This is a genomic window from Hymenobacter miniatus, assembly GCF_016427455.1.
Classification (GTDB): domain Bacteria; phylum Bacteroidota; class Bacteroidia; order Cytophagales; family Hymenobacteraceae; genus Hymenobacter; species Hymenobacter armeniacus.
The window spans coordinates 63893-81004 of the sequence record NZ_JAELXR010000015.1 but is presented as its reverse complement, the minus strand read 5'-3'; the positions used below and the strand labels follow the sequence as shown (position 1 = coordinate 81004).

The following is a 17112-nucleotide window of genomic DNA, read 5'->3' as shown; positions in this document are numbered from 1 at the left end:
CACCACTACGGGCACATTCCCAATATTTATGAAGAAGACTTTTTTGACCTTCGCGATTGGTGCTTCGCTGTCGGCAGGCTTGCCGGTTGTGGTTTCCGCGCAAACTTCGGCCGTGACCAATGCGATTCTCAATCAGCGTTCCGGATTGCTCGACAAGGCTCGCGTGGAAATCGATAAGGCCATTGCAAATGAGAAAACGAGTGGCAAGGCCAAAACCTGGTATACGCGCGGTGAAATTTATCAGGGTATGCTTGAGAGCCCCATTTATGGTAAGCAGCTGCAGCCCGGCGAGGGCCTGCAAAAAGCTGTTGAATCGTACAACAAGACGATTGAGCTTGACACCAAGACCGGTGAGTTTGGTAAGCTGGCAGTTACCAAGATGGACAATCTCTACGGGTTTGCATTCAACGATGCGGTGAATAGCTATAATGCTAAAGACTACGACAAAGCCATTGCCAGCTATAAACTGGCGTCGCAGCTCAAGCCGCAGGATACCACCGCCGTATTGTATTCGGCCTATGCCTACGAAGCCAAGCAGGACTATGCCGGCGCCAAGGCGAGCTACAACCAGCTGCTGGGCATGAATTATAAATCGGCCACGTTGTACACGCGCTTGTTGCAAATGGCTAAACAGCAGAAAGATGACGCTGAAGCGGCAAAAGTATTGCAGCAGGCTCTGGCAGCGTATCCGAACAACAAAACCTTCATGTTGGAGGACTTGAACCTGTCGCTTGCCACGGGTAAGGGCCCGGAAGCGCTGGACAAAATCTCAAAGGCTATTGCCGCTGACCCGTCTAACTCTAACCTATATGCTGTGCGTGGGTCGATGTATGACCAGCAAAAGAAGTCGGATTTGGCATTGGCTGATTATCGCAAAGCAGTTGAGCTTGACCCCAACAACTTCGATGCTCAATTCAACCTCGGTGTTTACAATTACAACAAGGCTGCTGATGCTTATACTAAAGCCAGTAAGATGGACCTGAAGTCGTATCAGGTAAGCGGTAAGAAATTGGAAGCAGAAGGTAAAAAGTACTTCGAAGCTTCGGTACCTTATTTTGAGAAGGCGCTTCAGTTGCAGCCCGACGACCGTAACACTCTTGCTTCGTTGCAAAAAGTGTATTTCCGTTTGGGTCGAACCGCTGACTCTGAGCGTCTGAACGCTAAACTTCAATCAATTAAGAAATAATTTAAAGTGATTGTTGTAGGGGAGCCCGGCTGCGTGTGTAGCCGGGCTTTTTCATTGTTCAAACGGCAGTGTGTAGTGTTTTACTTAAATAATTTAACATAATATAAATTATAAGACATAAAAAGTTTGCTGGGATGTTCAATTAACCAATACAGCAACTGTAGATAAAGCGTAGTCATAATCTTTAAGGTTTTACAATTTCGAGGTGTTGTAAATACGATGTATAATGATGAACTCGTATACCTAATTAAAGAACGGTCGAAAGATATTTATTGGCCTTGTTGAAGCTCACAATCACATTAACAGTAGCTTTGGGTATGCACGTGTAAAGATTATTTGAGTTAAGAAATCCCCTTGGTCTTGCCCCAAGATTGGTTTGTAATCTTCTCTCAAGGTTATGTTTATTATCATTTCATGGTTTACCTGCTAGTACTGTCGCTACATGGCTCGCGTGTGGCCGCCCTTCTTTCTGGTCGCAGTATCCACGGGCAATTACGGTTGCGGCTGAGCCGGTGCTCGGCCGCGCAGCCATATGTAATGTCCGTTTTTATCATGCTCTGCACCTGGCGGGTCAGTGCACAGTTCTTTATAAAGAACGCTAGGCTTTGCTGTCGCTCCTATTAAGGCCATTATGAAAATCACCTGTTCACCAATAATAAAGTATTAAAAAGTTTAAAAAATCTATCCACTTATGTACTTTTAAATACTATACACATCAAGTTGTGTACAACCGATAATTATATATACTTGTCGAGAGGCATTTTAAATCTGAATCAATTGACACTGAGGCACAAATGAAAAATTGGTTGCGAATGCTTCTGTGAATAATATTGTGAAAGTAAAAAAGTAAAAGGGATAGCGAAATAACCTAATTATATTTAGCATAAAAGTCAGTCTCCCCTATTGTCGGACAGGCTGCAATATTATTCTTAAATATGAAGTAATAAAAAGTACAAATTCATTCAATTTTTTAAACTTTTTTGTGCTTGAATCATTTTAATTGCATACTGAGTACAAGTTCTAAAAAAACCAAATGCCTAAACTTATAGACTACCCCAGAACTTCCTATGCAGGCGCGTGGGAACTAGCTGAAGTCGTGGACGACACCGGAGGCAAATGTGCCATCGAAACCGCAGCGAAAAAACTCAACCGTAAGGTAAGCGGGTCATTTAAAGCCATTATTGGCTCGGCCGTGAAGTTTGGGCTCATGACAAGCAAAAGGGAGTTACTGAGCACCACAACGCTGTTTAAGCGCATAAAGCATGCGTATGACAAAAAGGAAGAGCTTCTCTTCCATCGAGAGGCATTCCTCACGCCTCCATTATTCACACAACTGTGCCGGAAATTCCGCTCGCGGGAACTTCCGGTACAAATGCTTGACGTGATGCTTATCCGCGAATTCGGCGTAGAAGAGATTAACGCCCAAGGAGTAGCCAAAGCCTTTGTGGAAGGATGCCGCATGGTAGGATTGCTAGACGAGCACAACATGGTGGCGGACATTGATGCGCTGGCAGCCCAACAGCCCCCGCGGCGTGCACTGTCTAACCCTTCCCCAATTCCAAATTCTTTCCGTCCAACGAATCAACCCGAGGACGAACAAGTAAATGGCATCAGCAAGGGGCCGCGCACAATGGAAGAAGGGACTTCTCTACCACTGCCTTTTCAACACGAAGGTCAATCGACCCCGCCCGTAAGCGCCCCCGTAACTGAGCCTGCCGCAAACCATAGCGATGCCATCGCCAGCCTCTTTGGCCTGCTGCCAACGCTGCCGGAAAATGGCACTGCGCACTCGATGGATAACAACCCGCCCGCAACAGCAAGCGGCCCCACGGAGGACGTCGCAGCCCACGTGCCCATACCCAAAACGCCTGTATTCACTCCAACTGTTACAGGCACCACCGAATACCAATTGCAGGTAAGTGGCCCTGGAGTTAATACGCTCCTTTCAATAGTGGAGGAAGAAGACGTGACAATTGCCATCGCCTTGCTGGAAAAAATTCGCCGGCAGCTTCGCAATTCTTAATCAAAAAGAGGGAGCAGCCGGGCCATTGATTAACTGGCGGTACGGCTGCTCCCCTTACTTGCTAGTTGCATCTGACACCTTACTTTCCCGTCAGGTGGCGAGTACTGGGGGTACGATGACGCTGCTGCAAAACCTCAAGCACCTCGTTGAAAGACACGCCCGCGCCAACTAGCAATACAACCAAGTGATACAACAGGTCAGCCACCTCGCCTTTTAGCCCTTCACGGTTGCCGGCCACCGCGTCAATGACGGTTTCAACGGCCTCCTCTCCTACTTTCTGGGCAATTTTGGCTAAACCTTTCTGGAAAAGCTGCACTGTGTACGAATCCGGGGTGCGTTCCGGAAAATGTTTCCGCTCGCTTACCAGGCGCTCCAGTTCCGCAAGGAAACCGATGGACGCTGTAGGGGCCTGTAGTTGCTGTGGGTGCTCAAAACAGCTCGTTGTACCGCGATGGCAGGTAGGCCCAGCGGGAATTACCCGGATTAGCACCGTGTCGGCGTCGCAGTCGATGTGACTGCTGACAACGGTAAGGAAGTTTCCGCTGGTTTCGCCTTTGGTCCAAAGGCGGTTTTTGGAACGAGAAAAGAAGGTTACCTGCCCATCAGCCTGGGTTCGTGCCCACGCTTCTTGGTTCAGGTAGCCCAACATTAGCACCTGACCGGTATCTGCATCTTGAATAACGGCGGGTGCCAAGCCCGTCAACGGGTCAAAACGCAAGGAGGCAGTAGCTAGCTCGTGGGTATCCATGTTTACAGATTTGTGCATAGTGCAAAAAGAGGAAAGGCACTGCTATTGGGTTGCCACTACAACCGCACGGGAATGCCAGCCTGGTGCAAATACCTTTTTAGGGAAGGCAGCGAAGTTTCATTGAAGTGAAAAATGCTGGCTGCCAGCGCGGCGTCGGCCCCACCGCTTTGGAACACCGCCGTGAAGTCGCTGGCCTGCCCTGCGCCGCCAGACGCAATTACGGGTACGGGCACGGCATCGCTCACGGCACGGGTGATATCCAGGGCAAATCCGGCTTTAGTGCCGTCATGGCTCATTGAGGTTAGCAGAAGTTCGCCTGCACCCAGATTGGCGGCTTCCCGGCACCAGGCCACGGCTTCCCAGCCGGTGGCGGTGGTACCGGCGCGGGTCATCACCTGCCACTGCTGGTCGACAAATCGGGCATCAACGGCCACCACCACGCACTGCGAGCCAAACCGGCGCGCCAGTTCCGACACAAACGCCGGACGCGCAAGCGCTGCCGAATTAATGGACACCTTATCGGCCCCGCTCAGCAATAGGGCTTCCACGTCGGCCACACTGCTGATGCCGCCGCCCACAGTAAAGGGAATGTCTAGCACCCGCGCCACCTCCCGCACCAGTTCGGTCAGAGGCTGCCGCCGCTGGTTGGTGGCCGTGATGTCAAGAAAGACCAGCTCGTCGGCGCCCTCGCGGGCATAGCGCGCGGCCAAGGCTACTGGGTCGCCGGCGTCGCGCAGGCCCTCAAACTGGATGCCCTTCACGGTGCGGCCGTCGCGCACGTCGAGGCAGGGAATCAGGCGCTTTTTTATCATGGGAGTATTCTTAATGAGTAGCCAGCCGGTCTGTGCTGCGCGGGTGATTACAGAAAGCGGCGCAAATCAGCCAATGCAATGGTGCCTTCGTACAGGGCTTTGCCAATAATGGCACCGTGCATGCCCGCCTCGGCCAACTGCTCCACATCCGCGACCGTGGTCACGCCGCCGCTGGCGATAAAGCGGGCCTGCGGGAATTCCTGTAGCAGCCCCTGGTAGCGTTGCAGCGACGGCCCCTGAAGCAAGCCGTCCTTGCTTACGTCGGTACAGATGAAGGTGTGGCCACCAGCCTCTAAATAGCCGGCAATAAATTCGGAGAGCGTGAGCGCAGCCTTGTCGGCCCACGCGTTTATCATAATGTGCTGGTCCTTGAAATCGGCCCCTAAAAAGATGGTATCGGCGCCGTAATGGCGAAGCCAGGCGCTCACCGTGGCCGGCTCGCGCACGGCTAAACTCCCTGCCGTGACGTGCGCAGCCCCGGCTGCTAGCACCTGCGTTAAAGCCTCAGTGGTCTGAATGCCCCCGCCGGCGTCAATGTCGAGACTGGTGGCGCGGGCAATGGCTTCCAGTACGACCAGGTTAACGGGGTGGCCCGCGCGGGCACCATCGAGGTCTACCAAATGCAGGCGGCGCAGGCCGGCATCGGCAAAACGCTGGGCCATGGTCACCGGGTCGGCGTCGTAGGTGGTCTGGTGCGCAAAGTCACCAGCGCTGAGGCGAACGCAGCGGCCGTTCAGCAAATCAATGGCGGGGATAATTTCCAAGGCAGTGCGAAGAAGGCAACGGAGCTAGAGCTCCAAAAAATTAGACAAAATGCGGGTGCCAATGGTGCCGCTTTTCTCGGTGTGGAACTGCACCCCGTAGAAATTAGCGTGCTGCACGGCCGCGCTGAACGGCGCGGGGTGGACGGCCTGCGCAATGGTGTACTCGCCCACCGGCGCGTAGTAGCTGTGCACGAAGTACACGTGGTCCTGCTCGGTGAGCCCGGCAAAAAGCGGGCTTTGCAGTGCCTGCAGGTTGTTCCAGCCCATGTGTGGCACTTTGTGCTGCGCATCGGGCACGAACCGCCGCACGTTGAACGGCAACAGGCCCAACAGCGTGGCGTCGTTTTCTTCGCTGTGCTGCCCCAACAGCTGCATACCCAGACAAATGCCCAAAAAGGGTTGTCGCAAGCTGGGCAACACTTGGTCGAGACCGGCTTCCCGCAGGGCCGCCATGGCCGAAGCAGCCTCCCCTTCGCCCGGAAAAAGCACCTTATCGGCTTTGCGCAGCACCTCGGGGTCGGAGGTGAGCGTGGGCACGGCTCCTAGTCGCTCCAGTGCAAATAGCACCGATTGCACGTTGCCGCCTTTGTAATCAACTACCGCAATTTCCATAACTATACATTAGCGCCATTTGTACAAATAATTACATTAGCCACATTTGTGTAATTTTTACAAAATGCCTTTGGTGCTGGGAATGCTCACGGATTCGTCGCGTTGCAAAGCCATCTTGATGGCCTTGGCAACAGCCTTGAAGATGGCTTCAATCTTATGGTGTTCATTGTCGCCTTGGCAGGAGATGTTGAGAGTGGCACGTGCGTTATCAGTAAATGACTTAAAGAAGTGAAAGAACAGTTCGGTGGGTAAGTCCCCTACCCGCTCCCGCCGAAATTCGGCTTCCCACACCAGCCACGGACGACCCGAGAAGTCGATGGCGGCCTGGGCCAGGGCTTCGTCCATGGGCAGCAGAAAACCGTAACGGGCAAGGCCGCGCTTGTCGCCCAGGGCCTGCGAAAAAGCAGTGCCCAACGCCAGGGCAGTGTCCTCCACGGTATGGTGTTCATCGATGTGCAAATCCCCCTTTACACTAATGGCCATATCAACGCCGCTGTGTCGGCCAAGCTGCTCCAGCATATGGTCGAAAAAGCCGAGGCCGGTTTTGATGCTGGTCTGGCCGCTGCCGTCCAAATTAAGCTTCACTGAAATCTGGGTTTCGTTGGTATTCCGCTCAATGACGGCAATGCGCGCGGGGTACCGCAGGAAATGGTATATGGCTTCCCAACTGGTGGTGGTGAGCGCAGCCCGTGCATCCGGCGTATTGGACAACAGAATGGCCTGGCTCCCGAGGTTTGCCGCGAGCTCCACATCCGTGAGGCGGTCGCCGATGACGAATGAATTGGCCAGGTCGTAGCCATTTGCGGGGTCGAGGTAGGCCGTCAGCATGGCAGTGCCGGGCTTGCGGGTGGACAGGCCCTGGTGCGGAAAGCTGCGGTCGACGTGCTCGGCCGCAAAATGGATGCCCTCGCCGGCCAGAATTTCCTGCATCAGCCGGTGCGGCGGCCAGAACGTTTCTTCCGGAAAGCTGTCGGTGCCGAGGCCGTCCTGGTTGGTCACGAGCACAAGCTCGTACTCGGGCAGTTCGCGCGCAATGCGCGCCAGGGCGCTGATGCAGCCGGGAAGGAAGGCAAATTTTTCGAGGCTGTCGACCTGCTGGCTGGGTTGCGGCTCAATCAGAATGGTGCCGTCGCGGTCAATGAACAGGGCCTTTTTCACTGGGGTAAGAATATCAGTATGGGAGGTAAACTCGGCTACGAAAAGGCTAATGCACGGGCATGGTGGCCGGTTGGCCAGCCTCTATTTCGGCAAGGGCTTGCAGGAGCCGAGCATTTTCGCTGGCGGTTCCTACGGTGAGGCGCAGGCAATTGGCGCAGCCGGGCTGGGTGGTGCGGTTGCGCACCACAATGCCGCGGGCGCGCAGCTGGTCGTAAATAGCCGTGGCGTCGGAAGTGAAGCGAACCAGGAGGAAGTTGGCGTCTGATGGAAAAACGTGCTCTACCATCGACAAGCGCGGCAGCTCTTCGGCCAGGTAGGCTCGCTCCTTCAGCAATTCGGCCTGCATGGCTTCCAACCGGGGCGCGGCGGCTAGCGCGGCCAGCGCGTGCTGCTGGGTAGCGGCCGAAATGTTGTAGGGCGGCTTGATTTTGTTGAGGTAGGCTATCAGCTCGGGCGCGGCATAGGCTACGCCCAACCGCAGGCCGGCGAGGCCCCACGCTTTGGAGAAAGTCTGCAGCACCACCAGCCGGGGGAATTCGGCCAAAAGCGTGGTCCAGCTCGGCGCCGCCGCAAAATCTGCGTAGGCCTCATCGACAATGACCAGACCGGGGAATGTCCGCAGGATGCGCTCCAGGGCGTCTTGGTGCAGCAGGTTGCCGGTAGGATTGTTCGGCGAACACAGGAAGACCATTTTTGCCGTTGATCGAGCCAGCGTATCAAACGCCGATTCTGGCAGCTGGAAGTCGGGCGTCAGGGGCAGGCGCTCCACGCGCACGTCGTTGAGGTTGGCCGCCACTTCGTACATGCCGTAGGTGGGCGGGCACACCACAATGGCGTCTTGGCCCGGCGTGCAGGTGAGGCGCACCAGCAGGTCGATAGCTTCGTCGGAGCCATTGCCCAGGAAGATATTGTCCGGCTTCACGCCCTTCAAACGAGCTAAATCGGCCTTGATGGCGCGCTGGTGCGGGTCGGGGTAGCGGTTGAACTCGTCGGGACCCACCGAGCCCAAGCTGTTTTCGTTGGCGTCCAGCATCACGGGCGCCATGCCCTCGAATTCGTCGCGGGCCGAGGAATACGGCTGCATGCGCTCCACATTGGGCCGAATCAAGCCGGCATAGGGGTTGGTGGCCACGGGCGCTGCTTCGGTGGAGGCATTCGTAGCGAGGGCAGCCAGGCGCAGCGAAACGGCGCGGGCGTGGGCGGCCAGTCCTTCAGCTTCGGCCATGGTTTCCACCACCGGACCCAGCGCCTGCAATCCCTCGGCCGAAAGCCGCTGAAACGTAATTTTTTTGACGAAAGAATCGAGCGACACGCCGCTGTACTGGCGGGCATAGCCGCTGGTGGGCAGCGTGTGGTTGGTGCCGGAGGCATAATCGCCCACCGCCTCGGGCGTGAGGTGACCCAAAAACACCGAACCGGCATTGGTGACCTGGTTGGCCAGCGTGTCGGCGTTCTCGGTGGCCAGGATGAGGTGCTCGGGCGCGTATTGATTAGAGAATGCCAGCATGGCCTGGTCGTCGGGCAGCAGCACGGCGCGGCTGTTGGCCAGGGCCTGGGCCGCTACGTCGCGCCGGGGCAAGGTGGCCAGCTGGCGCTCTACTTCGGCCTGCACGCGCACGATGACTTCGGCGCGGCTGCTCAGCAGCACCACTTGTGAATCGGGCCCGTGCTCAGCCTGCGACAACAAATCGGCCGCCACGAACACCGGGTTGGCATGCCCATCGGCAATCACCAACACCTCCGAGGGGCCGGCCGGCATGTCGATGGCCACGCCGTGCTCGGCGGCGGCCAGCTGCTTGGCCGCCGTTACGTAGCGGTTGCCCGGCCCGAAAATCTTGTCCACCGCGGGCACGGCAGCGGAGCCAAGGGCCATGGCGGCCACGGCCTGCGCACCACCTGCTTTCACCACGGTACTGATGCCGAGCAGCTGCGCCACGTACAAAATAACCGGGCTGACGGAGCCGTCGGGCTGAGGCGGCGTGCACACCACAATTTCGGTGCAACCCGCCAGCCGGGCCGGCACGCCCAGCATCAGCAAGGTACTGAACAGCGGCGCCGAGCCGCCCGGCACGTACAGGCCTACCCGCTGCACGGGCACCGCGCGCCGCGCGCAGCTCACCCCGGGCATGGTTTCTACGCGCAGCTCGGGCTCACGCTGGGCGGCATGAAAGGCTTCGATGTTGGCTTTCGCTTGGCGAATGGCGGCCTGCAACTCGGTTGGCACCGCGGCCGCTGCGGCCGAAAACTCGGCCGGCGCCACCAGCAGACTGCTCAGCGCGGCGCTGTCAAGCTCGCTTGCCAGGGCTAGCAGCGCGGCGTCGCCTTCGGCTTGCACGCGTGCAAAAATGGCGCGCACCCGCGCGGCCACCTGCGGGGCTTCGGCAGCGGCCGGGCGCTGCAGCAGGGCGGCCCAGGTGCCGGGGTCGGGATAGGAATGGACTTGCATGGCGGCTAAGCAATCATTTTTTCGATGGGCAGCACCAGGATGCCTTCGGCCCCCACGGCCTTCAACTGGCTGGTGATGTGCCAGAACTCGTCTTCCTGCACCACCGACTGCACCGACACCCACCCGGGCTCGGCCAGCGGCGTCACGGTGGGCGACTTGATGCCCGGCAGCAGGCGCCGCACTTCGTCCAGGGCGCTCAGGGGCGCATTCAACAGGATGTACTTGCTGCGCTTGGCGCGGCGCACGGCCTGCATGCGGAAGCGCAATTGCTCCAGCAGGTCCGTTTGCTCCGGGCTGAGGTTGGGCTGCGCGATGAGCACCGCCTCGGACCGAAACACGGTTTCGACCTCACGCAGGCCGTTGCCGAGCAAGGTGGAGCCGCTGCTCACAATGTCGCAGATGGCCTCGGCCAGGCCGATGCTGGGCGCGATTTCCACCGAGCCGCTGATGGTGTGCAGATTGGCCTGCACCCCCTGCCCGGCCAGGTAGCGGCCCAGAATGTTGGGGTACGAAGTAGCAATGTTCTTGCCCTGCAGGGCGGCCACCGAGGCGTAGGCGTCGGCGCGGGGCACGGCCAGGCTCAGGCGGCACTTGCTAAAGCCCAGGGCTTCGACCTCGAGGTCGGGGAAACCGGCTTCGACCAACACATTCTGCCCCACAATGCCGAGGTCGGCCACGCCGTCCTGCACGTAGCCGGGTATGTCGTCGTCGCGCAGGAACAGGATTTCGAGCGGGAAATTGGTGGCTTCGGTCTTGAGTTTATACGAGCTGCTGATGAAGCTGATGCCGCATTCGCGGATGAGCGCAAGGGAATCCTCGCTCAGGCGACCGGACTTTTGAATGGCTAAACGTAGCATGAAGGAAGGGGGCGGGCGGTGCCGGCAAGGGCACGTCGTGGTTCTTACTCCGGCACAACCGGTTTGGATGCAGAACCTCCCGAAAAATGAAGAAAAAGCCCGGCGCTTGCTCGCCCCGGTGCGCGGTGGCGGAGGCACGGGCGGCCGGTGCTAGGCTAGCACCCGGCGCACAGCCCGGCCCCCCACAGATGGTGGTGATGGCCGTGTGCCCCAACCGCTGCGCCAGCCGCAGCGGCGGCGAACGAAGAAATAAAGGAAGGGGCGTTGGTGGCGTTCATTGTGGCCGCAAAGGTAAGCACATTTGCCAAACTGGCAAGCTTTAACCATCTATACCTGCCAACTCCGTACTACCAAGCCTCAAAAGTTGCCAAGTGAACAATGGGTTGCTCCCAAGCGGGCCGGATGCTAAAAACGCGCCACGACGCGCAGGTTCACTAAGCGCTGCGAGAGGTAGCTCGGCACCGAATAGGTCACACCATTCACGTCTTGCAGGTAGTTGTAGCCCGCCACGTTATTGGCCGCAAACACGTTGAGGATTTCCAGCCCGAGCCAGAGGCTTTCGAATTCGTAGAAATGCGCTTTGGCGGCGTTAGTGTTTTTCAGGCTTACGACTTTGGAGAAGCCCAAATCGACGCGGCGATAAATGGTGGTGAGGGCATCGGTGCCGCGCAAATCGGGCTGGTTGGGCGGGCTGAACGGCAGGCCCGTGCCCAGCACCAGGTTCACGTAGCCGCGCACCGAGGGGTTGTTGGGCAAATGGTCCTGGAAAAAGACGCCCAGATTCAGGCGCTGGTCCTGAGGGCGGCGGATGAATCCCTTGGCCTCCCGGCCCACTTTCTTGCCGTCGGCATCCACCACGTTGGCCGAGTCGCCGGCCACGTTTTCGCGGGTGGTGAGCACGCCGAGGCTAAACCACGACTCGGCGCCCCGCACAAACTCTCCGCTCAGGCGAGCGTCGAAGCCGGCGGCGTAGGCGCGGGCGTTGTTTTTGGCGAAGTAGCGCAGCCGCACGTTGTCGATGTCGTAGGGCACCACGTCGGTGAGGTACTTGTAGTAGGCCTCCCCGGTGAACTTAAACGGCCGTCCAAACTGCTGGAAGGAAATTTCCTTGCCCACGATGAAGTGGTAGGATTTCTGGGCCCGCAGCTCGGGGTTGAGGTAGGCTTGCTGCACGCCCTGGGCAATGGTGGTCTGGTCGCGCAGCTCGCGGTAGAACGGCGGCTGGTAGTACACGCCCACGGCGGCTTTGAACGAGCGGTTGGGGTGCAAGCGGCTGATTTGCGAGTACTGCACCCGCGGGCTTACCACCAGCTGGCCGTTGGTGGTCCAGTAGTGCACGCGGGCCCCGTAGGTGAGCGTGCGCAGCGTGTCGAGGGTCCAGGTGTCCTGCACGAAGCCCTGCGAGCGGGTGCTGAGCAGGCTCAGGTCGGAGCGCAGGCGCAGGCGGCGCGCGTCGGGCACGTAGTCGGCCGAGTCGGCGAAGGTGTACTCGTCCAGGGTGTCGCTGATTTTTTCGCGGCCGATTTTGGCGCCCCAGCGCACCGTGTGATTGGGCGCCGCAGTCCAGCGCCCCCGCGTTTCGGCGGTAAAAATTTGCGCGTCGAGAAAATTGCGCGAGTGCTTGAACTGCGAGCCAATGTCGCGCTGCCGCACGGCTTGGTTGAACTCCAGCGACTTTGGGTCGCGGTTGATGGCGGCAAACGTGTAGGCGGCTTCCACGTCGCGCAGCTCGGACTCGCGCGAAACCAGCGCCGAGCCCAGCAGTTCCATCTGCAGGCGCGAGGAAAAATCGTGCTTCAGGTTGAGCCCGCTTTGGTAGGTGTCGAACTGCATGCGCTCGCGGCCATCGTAGGCGATGAACACGCGCGTGAGCTGGTTGGGGCCGGTAGAGAACGTGGCCTCCCCGGTTTCGGGCGAGAAACGGTAGTCGTTGTGCGCCACCACTCCCAGCAGTCCCAGCGAGGTGCGCTGCATGTCATCCTTCTTGCCTAGGCCGATGGTAACCAGCGCCTGCGCGTCGTAGAACGTGGGGTTGTAGCCGCCCTGCGACTGCTTGAGCGACCGCAGCACGTACTGCGCGTTTTTGTACCGCACCCCGGCCAGGTAGCTCACGCGGCCGTTGGCGGAGCGGGCCTCGGCGTGGGCCGCGCCGCCCACCAGGCTGGCGGTGAGCGAGGCGGCAAACTTCTCCGGCGTTTTGTACTCCACGCTCAGCACCGAGGCCAGCTTGTCGCCGTACTTGGGCTGCCAGCCGCCGCTGCTGAACTCCACCTGTTTCACCAGGTCGGGGTTGATGAAGCTCAGGCCCTCCTGCTGGGCCGAGGTCACCAGAAACGGCCGGTAAATCTCGAAGCCGTTGACGTACACCAAATTTTCGTCGTAGTTGCCACCGCGCACGCTGTAAGTGCTGCTCAACTCACTGTTGGAAACAACGCCCGGCAGGGTTTTCAGAATGGCGTTGAAATCGCCGAATGCCGAGGGAATGTCCTTGGCCTGGCGCGGGTCGATGTGCGTGATGCTGACCTGCTCCCGGGTGTCGGCCTGCTCCGAGCGCGCGGTCACCTTCACGGCGCTCAGCGCTTTGGTGTCGAGCCGCATGGTCAGCGCGAAGGGCTTGGCGGCGTCGGCCGGCAGGCGCAGGGGGATGCGCAGGGGCAGATAGCCCAGGCGCCGCACCACCAAAAAAGTGTTCTGCCCCCCCTCGCGTACGCGCACGGTCAACGTGAAATTGCCCTCCGGGGTAGTGTTGGCACCGCCCGGCAGGCCCTCCACTCCCACCGCTGCCAGCTCCAGCGGCTGGCCGCTGGCGTCGCGCAAGGTGCCGGTCAGCGTCACGGCGGTGGTAGCGGAGGTTTGGGCGGGCAAGGCCGCGGGCGTTTGCGCCTGCGCCGTGGGGCCAGCCACCAGTACCACCATCACCACACAAGCCGAAGCCTGGGCCCACAAGGCGCGTCGAAATTCCCTCATGAACGAACGGCGGGAGTAGAAATGGGGAGCATTGGAGTTGAAACGCACGGGAAGACGCGCTATTGTTGGCGACGCCCGCCTTCGGCCTCGTCCGACAGCACCAGGCCATTCAAATGCTCGCGCAGGTTGGCCAGGGCCGCCACCGGGCCTTCGTGGGCGCTGAACACAAAGTTGCCGGCCACCAGTACGTCGGCGCCGGCTTCTACCAGCGGGCCGGCGTTGGCGATGCTTACGCCGCCATCCACTTCAATGAGGGCTTCCGAACCGCAGTCTACCAGCAATTCCTTCAGCATGGCCACTTTTTTCAGGGTATTTGGAATGAAGGCCTGGCCACCAAAGCCGGGATTTACCGACATCACCAGCACCACGTCCAGGTCGGCGGCGATGTCTTCCAACAGGGCCACCGGCGTGTGGGGGTTCAGGGCCACGCCGGCGCGGCAGCCCAGCTGCTTGATTTGCTGCACCACGCGGTGCAGGTGCGGGCAGGCCTCGTAATGCACGGTAATGCCGGCCGCGCCGGCGTCGCGAAACGCCGCCAGGTAGTGCTGGGGCTCTTCTATCATCAAATGCACGTCAATGGGCTGCTTTGCGTAGCGGGCCACGGCTTGCAGCACCGGCAGGCCAAAGGAGATGTTGGGCACGAAGCGGCCGTCCATCACGTCGAAGTGCAGCCAGTCGGCGGCGCTGGAGGCCAGCCGCTCGGTTTCGGCTTGCAGGTTGGCCAAGTCGGCGGCCAGAAAGGACGGGGCCAGCAGCGGGGCGCGGCGAGTTGAGTTCATGGTGGCGAAGATACAGCCGCCCGGCACTCCCCGGGCGCGCCAGAGCGCCGGCCCGCCCCTACTTTTGCGACTGGCTGCTCGTTTGGCTTCCCCTCACCCGCTTCGGCCGCCCATCTGGTTCCGAACCCACTTCGCTGTTTCCCTTGCCCCACCTCGTTCCCCTCCTCATTCGCGGCATCAACAACCTCTCCGATGCCCGCTACTGCGCCGGCATGGGCGCCGACAAGCTCACCTTCGTGCTCGACCCCGCCCTGCCCGACGCCCTCGACACCCGCACCGTGAAAGAGCTGGCCGGCTGGGTGGCCGGCGTGGAGCTGATTGGGGAGTTTGACCAGCTCAGCGCGGCCGAAATCAACGCCGTGGCCGCCGAGTGCGCCCTCGACGCCGTGCTGCTCCGCCGCCCGCGCCCCGAAGCTGAGCTGGCCGAAATCGCCCCACCCGTGTACGTGGAGTTGGCGGCTGAGTCAACGCAGCACGCCCCCGAATTCTCGTCGGTTCCCGTTGGCTGGGTTATGGAGTTGAGGGCTGAAACAACAGCCATAGACACCGCTGCCCTGCACGCAATCGCGCAGCAGCGCCCCTTGTGGCTAGGCCCGGGCCTGAACCCCGCCCTCGCCCACGAGCTGGCCACTCAGCTTTCGCTGGCCGGCCTTAGCTTCCCGTCCGGCGACGAAGTGAAGCCGGGCCTGCGCGATTTTGACCAGCTGGAAGCCGTGTTCGAGGCCTTGGAGCAGGACTAGCTCAGCCGGAACTGCACGTACTTAATGGGCACGCCCACGGCCCGGTACTTGCCCTCGAAGTTCGTTTGAATGGCCTGGGCCTCGATAAATTCCGCACCGGCCTCGGCATACAAGTCGCGGGTGAAACGCTCCACGCGCGCACCCGGCCGGGCCGCCAGGGTTTCCAGCGTGTACTCAAACAGGCCCTCGTTGTCGGTTTTGAGGTGCAGCAGGCCGTTGGGCGCCAACAGCTGCTGATAGAGGTCGAGAAAGCGCGGCGAGGTAAGACGGCGCTTGATGTCGCGGTCGCGCGGGCGCGGGTCCGGAAACGTAATCCAGATTTCGGCCAGCTCGCCGGCGCCAAACTGGGCCGCCAGTGCCTCCGCTCGCATTCGCACGAAACCTACGTTGGTCAGGCCCATTTCGGTGGCGCGGGTGCTGCCCCGCCAGATGCGCTCCCCTTTGATGTCGAGCCCCAGAAAATTGCGCTCGGGGTAGCGCTGCGCCAGGCCCACCGTGTATTCGCCCTTGCCACAGCCCACTTCGAGCGTGAGCGGGTGCGGGGCCCGGAAGAAATCGGTGCGCCACCGCCCGCCCAGCTGCTCGTATTCCGGCTTGCCCGGCTCAATGATGTCCGGACGGGTGGCGTTGTCGTTGAAACGCTGCAGTTTAACGCGAGGCAAATTGTAGGAATTAACGGGTAAACAATAAAATCAGGCGGCGTACAGCTCTTCCACTTCCGCCACCACAAAGGTGCTTCCGCCGATGAACACCACGTCGTCAGGCTCGGCAGCCCGGCGCGCCGCGCCCACGGCCTCCCGCACCGACTCGTACGTTTCGCCCTGCAGGCCCAGCGCCGCGGCTTGTTGCCGCAGCTCGGCGGCCAGCAGCGCGCGCGGAATGCTGGCGGCACAAAAGTAATAGGTGGCCTTCGGCGGAAGCAGGGCCAGCATGCCGGCCACGTCCTTGTCGTTTACGGTGCCAATGACGAGGTGCAGCGTCCGGTGCGGCACGCGCTGCAGCTGGGCCATCACCATGCGCAGGCCGGCCGGGTTGTGGCCCGTGTCGCACACCACCAGCGGCCGTTGGCCGATGATGCTCCAGCGGCCCCGCAGGCCGGTGAGCTGCGTCACTTGGCGCAGGCCGGTGCGCACGGCCGCCTCCGTGATGCGAAAGCCCAGGGCCCGCAACTCGTCGAGGGTGGCCAGCACGCCGGGCACGTTGTATTGTTGGTAGTCGCCGGGCAGGCCCAATTCGGCGTTGGGCAGGTAAGGCCGGCCGTGCTGGGTCACGTGGAGGGGGCGCAGGCCGGTTTCCGGCGCGGGTTCACCGGCGAAGGTGGCCTGGTAAATCTGGTCGGCCACTACCAGGTGCGCGAGTTTGGCCGCGGCCTCCCGTTCAAACACCGCCGCTACCTCGGGCTGCGTTTGGCTGACAACGACGGGCACGCCCTGCTTAATAATGCCCGCTTTTTCGGCCGCAATCTCCGGCAGCGTATTGCCCAGCAAGGCTTGGTGGTCGAAACTGATGTTGGTGATGAGCGAAACCAGCGGGGTGATGATGTTGGTGGAATCCAGCCGCCCGCCCAGGCCTACTTCGATGATGGCAATGTCGACGCGCTGCTCGGCAAAATAGGCAAAGGCCAGCGCCACGCACATCTCAAAAAAAGAAGGCTGCACCTGCTCAAACAGCGGCCGCCACTTGGCCACCCACTCCACCAAATATTCCGGTTCCAGCTCCTGGCCGTTTACCCGAATGCGCTCCGTGAATTCGCGCAGGTGCGGTGAAGTGTACAAGCCCACCTTGTAGCCAGCCGCCTGCAACACCGCCGCCAGCAGGTGCGAGCTACTCCCCTTGCCGTTGGTACCGGCCACGTGCACGCTCCGAAACCGGCGCTCCGGATTGCCCAGAGCCTCGGCCAACACCAGCGTGTTGCCCAGCCCTTTTTTGATGCCGGCAGCCCCTACCCGCTGAAACATGGGCAACTGCTCGTAGAGGTAGTTCAGCGTTTCAGAATACGTCACGGGAATGGAGAAGCCTT

At 60.0% G+C, this 17112-nt stretch carries 14 protein-coding genes; 3 read left to right on the top strand and 11 right to left on the bottom strand.

Annotated elements, in window-relative coordinates:
- Positions 1-28 precede the first annotated feature (28 nt).
- Together JAO73_RS19395 and JAO73_RS19390 are read left to right on the top strand one after the other, a co-directional pair.
- Positions 29-1186, top strand: a complete 1158-nt coding sequence (locus tag JAO73_RS19395) for a tetratricopeptide repeat protein (RefSeq protein WP_198978936.1) — start codon at positions 29-31, stop codon at positions 1184-1186.
- A gap of 1033 nt (positions 1187-2219) precedes the next feature.
- Positions 2220-3209 (top strand): hypothetical protein, encoded by a 990-nt coding sequence (locus JAO73_RS19390; protein ID WP_198978935.1) that lies wholly within the window; start codon positions 2220-2222, stop codon positions 3207-3209.
- A 79-nt stretch (positions 3210-3288) separates the two neighbouring features.
- Here JAO73_RS19390 and hisIE read toward each other — a convergent pair whose 3' ends face one another.
- From hisIE to rpe, 9 genes are all read right to left on the bottom strand, one after another.
- Positions 3289-3975, bottom strand: coding sequence for a bifunctional phosphoribosyl-AMP cyclohydrolase/phosphoribosyl-ATP diphosphatase HisIE (hisIE, locus tag JAO73_RS19385; RefSeq protein WP_233169295.1), 687 nt, complete (start codon positions 3973-3975; stop codon positions 3289-3291).
- Between the two features lie 38 nt (positions 3976-4013).
- Entirely contained in the window at positions 4014-4769 is a 756-nt protein-coding gene (gene hisF, locus JAO73_RS19380) for an imidazole glycerol phosphate synthase subunit HisF (RefSeq protein WP_198978934.1), read from the bottom strand.
- 47 nt (positions 4770-4816) lie between these two features.
- Positions 4817-5533 carry a 1-(5-phosphoribosyl)-5-[(5-phosphoribosylamino)methylideneamino]imidazole-4-carboxamide isomerase gene (locus JAO73_RS19375; RefSeq protein ID WP_198978933.1) on the bottom strand — a complete coding sequence of 239 codons (717 nt, stop codon included), beginning with the start codon at positions 5531-5533 and terminating at the stop codon, positions 4817-4819.
- Between the two features lie 24 nt (positions 5534-5557).
- Positions 5558-6145 (bottom strand): imidazole glycerol phosphate synthase subunit HisH, encoded by a 588-nt coding sequence (gene hisH / locus JAO73_RS19370; RefSeq protein ID WP_198978932.1) that lies wholly within the window; start codon positions 6143-6145, stop codon positions 5558-5560.
- A 57-nt stretch (positions 6146-6202) separates the two neighbouring features.
- Positions 6203-7303 carry a bifunctional histidinol-phosphatase/imidazoleglycerol-phosphate dehydratase HisB gene (gene hisB / locus JAO73_RS19365; protein WP_198978931.1) on the bottom strand — a complete coding sequence of 367 codons (1101 nt, stop codon included), beginning with the start codon at positions 7301-7303 and terminating at the stop codon, positions 6203-6205.
- A gap of 46 nt (positions 7304-7349) precedes the next feature.
- Positions 7350-9749: a histidinol dehydrogenase gene (hisD, locus tag JAO73_RS23425; RefSeq protein ID WP_317191248.1), complete on the bottom strand. Its 2400-nt coding sequence runs from the start codon at positions 9747-9749 to the stop codon at positions 7350-7352.
- A 5-nt stretch (positions 9750-9754) separates the two neighbouring features.
- Positions 9755-10606, bottom strand: a complete 852-nt coding sequence (gene hisG / locus JAO73_RS19355) for an ATP phosphoribosyltransferase (RefSeq protein ID WP_190922540.1) — start codon at positions 10604-10606, stop codon at positions 9755-9757.
- Positions 10607-11011: 405 nt separating this feature from the next.
- A complete protein-coding gene (locus JAO73_RS19350; RefSeq protein ID WP_198978930.1) occupies positions 11012-13573 on the bottom strand; it encodes a TonB-dependent receptor in 2562 nt (853 codons plus the stop codon).
- Between the two features lie 59 nt (positions 13574-13632).
- On the bottom strand, positions 13633-14352 hold the full coding sequence (rpe, locus tag JAO73_RS19345) for a ribulose-phosphate 3-epimerase (RefSeq protein ID WP_198978929.1): 720 nt from the start codon (positions 14350-14352) through the stop codon (positions 13633-13635).
- Between the two features lie 143 nt (positions 14353-14495).
- Between rpe and JAO73_RS19340 the strand changes: the two genes are divergently transcribed.
- A complete protein-coding gene (locus JAO73_RS19340) occupies positions 14496-15092 on the top strand; it encodes a hypothetical protein (RefSeq protein ID WP_198978928.1) in 597 nt (198 codons plus the stop codon).
- On the opposite strand, the gene trmB is transcribed toward JAO73_RS19340, so the two are convergent.
- A complete protein-coding gene (trmB, locus tag JAO73_RS19335) occupies positions 15089-15754 on the bottom strand; it encodes a tRNA (guanosine(46)-N7)-methyltransferase TrmB (RefSeq protein ID WP_198978927.1) in 666 nt (221 codons plus the stop codon). The genes JAO73_RS19340 and trmB overlap by 4 nt on opposite strands.
- Positions 15755-15784: 30 nt before the next feature.
- The gene (locus JAO73_RS19330; RefSeq protein WP_317191247.1) at positions 15785-17095 is read right to left on the bottom strand and encodes a bifunctional folylpolyglutamate synthase/dihydrofolate synthase; all 1311 of its coding nucleotides are present in this window, start codon (positions 17093-17095) and stop codon (positions 15785-15787) included.
- Positions 17096-17112 lie beyond the last annotated feature (17 nt).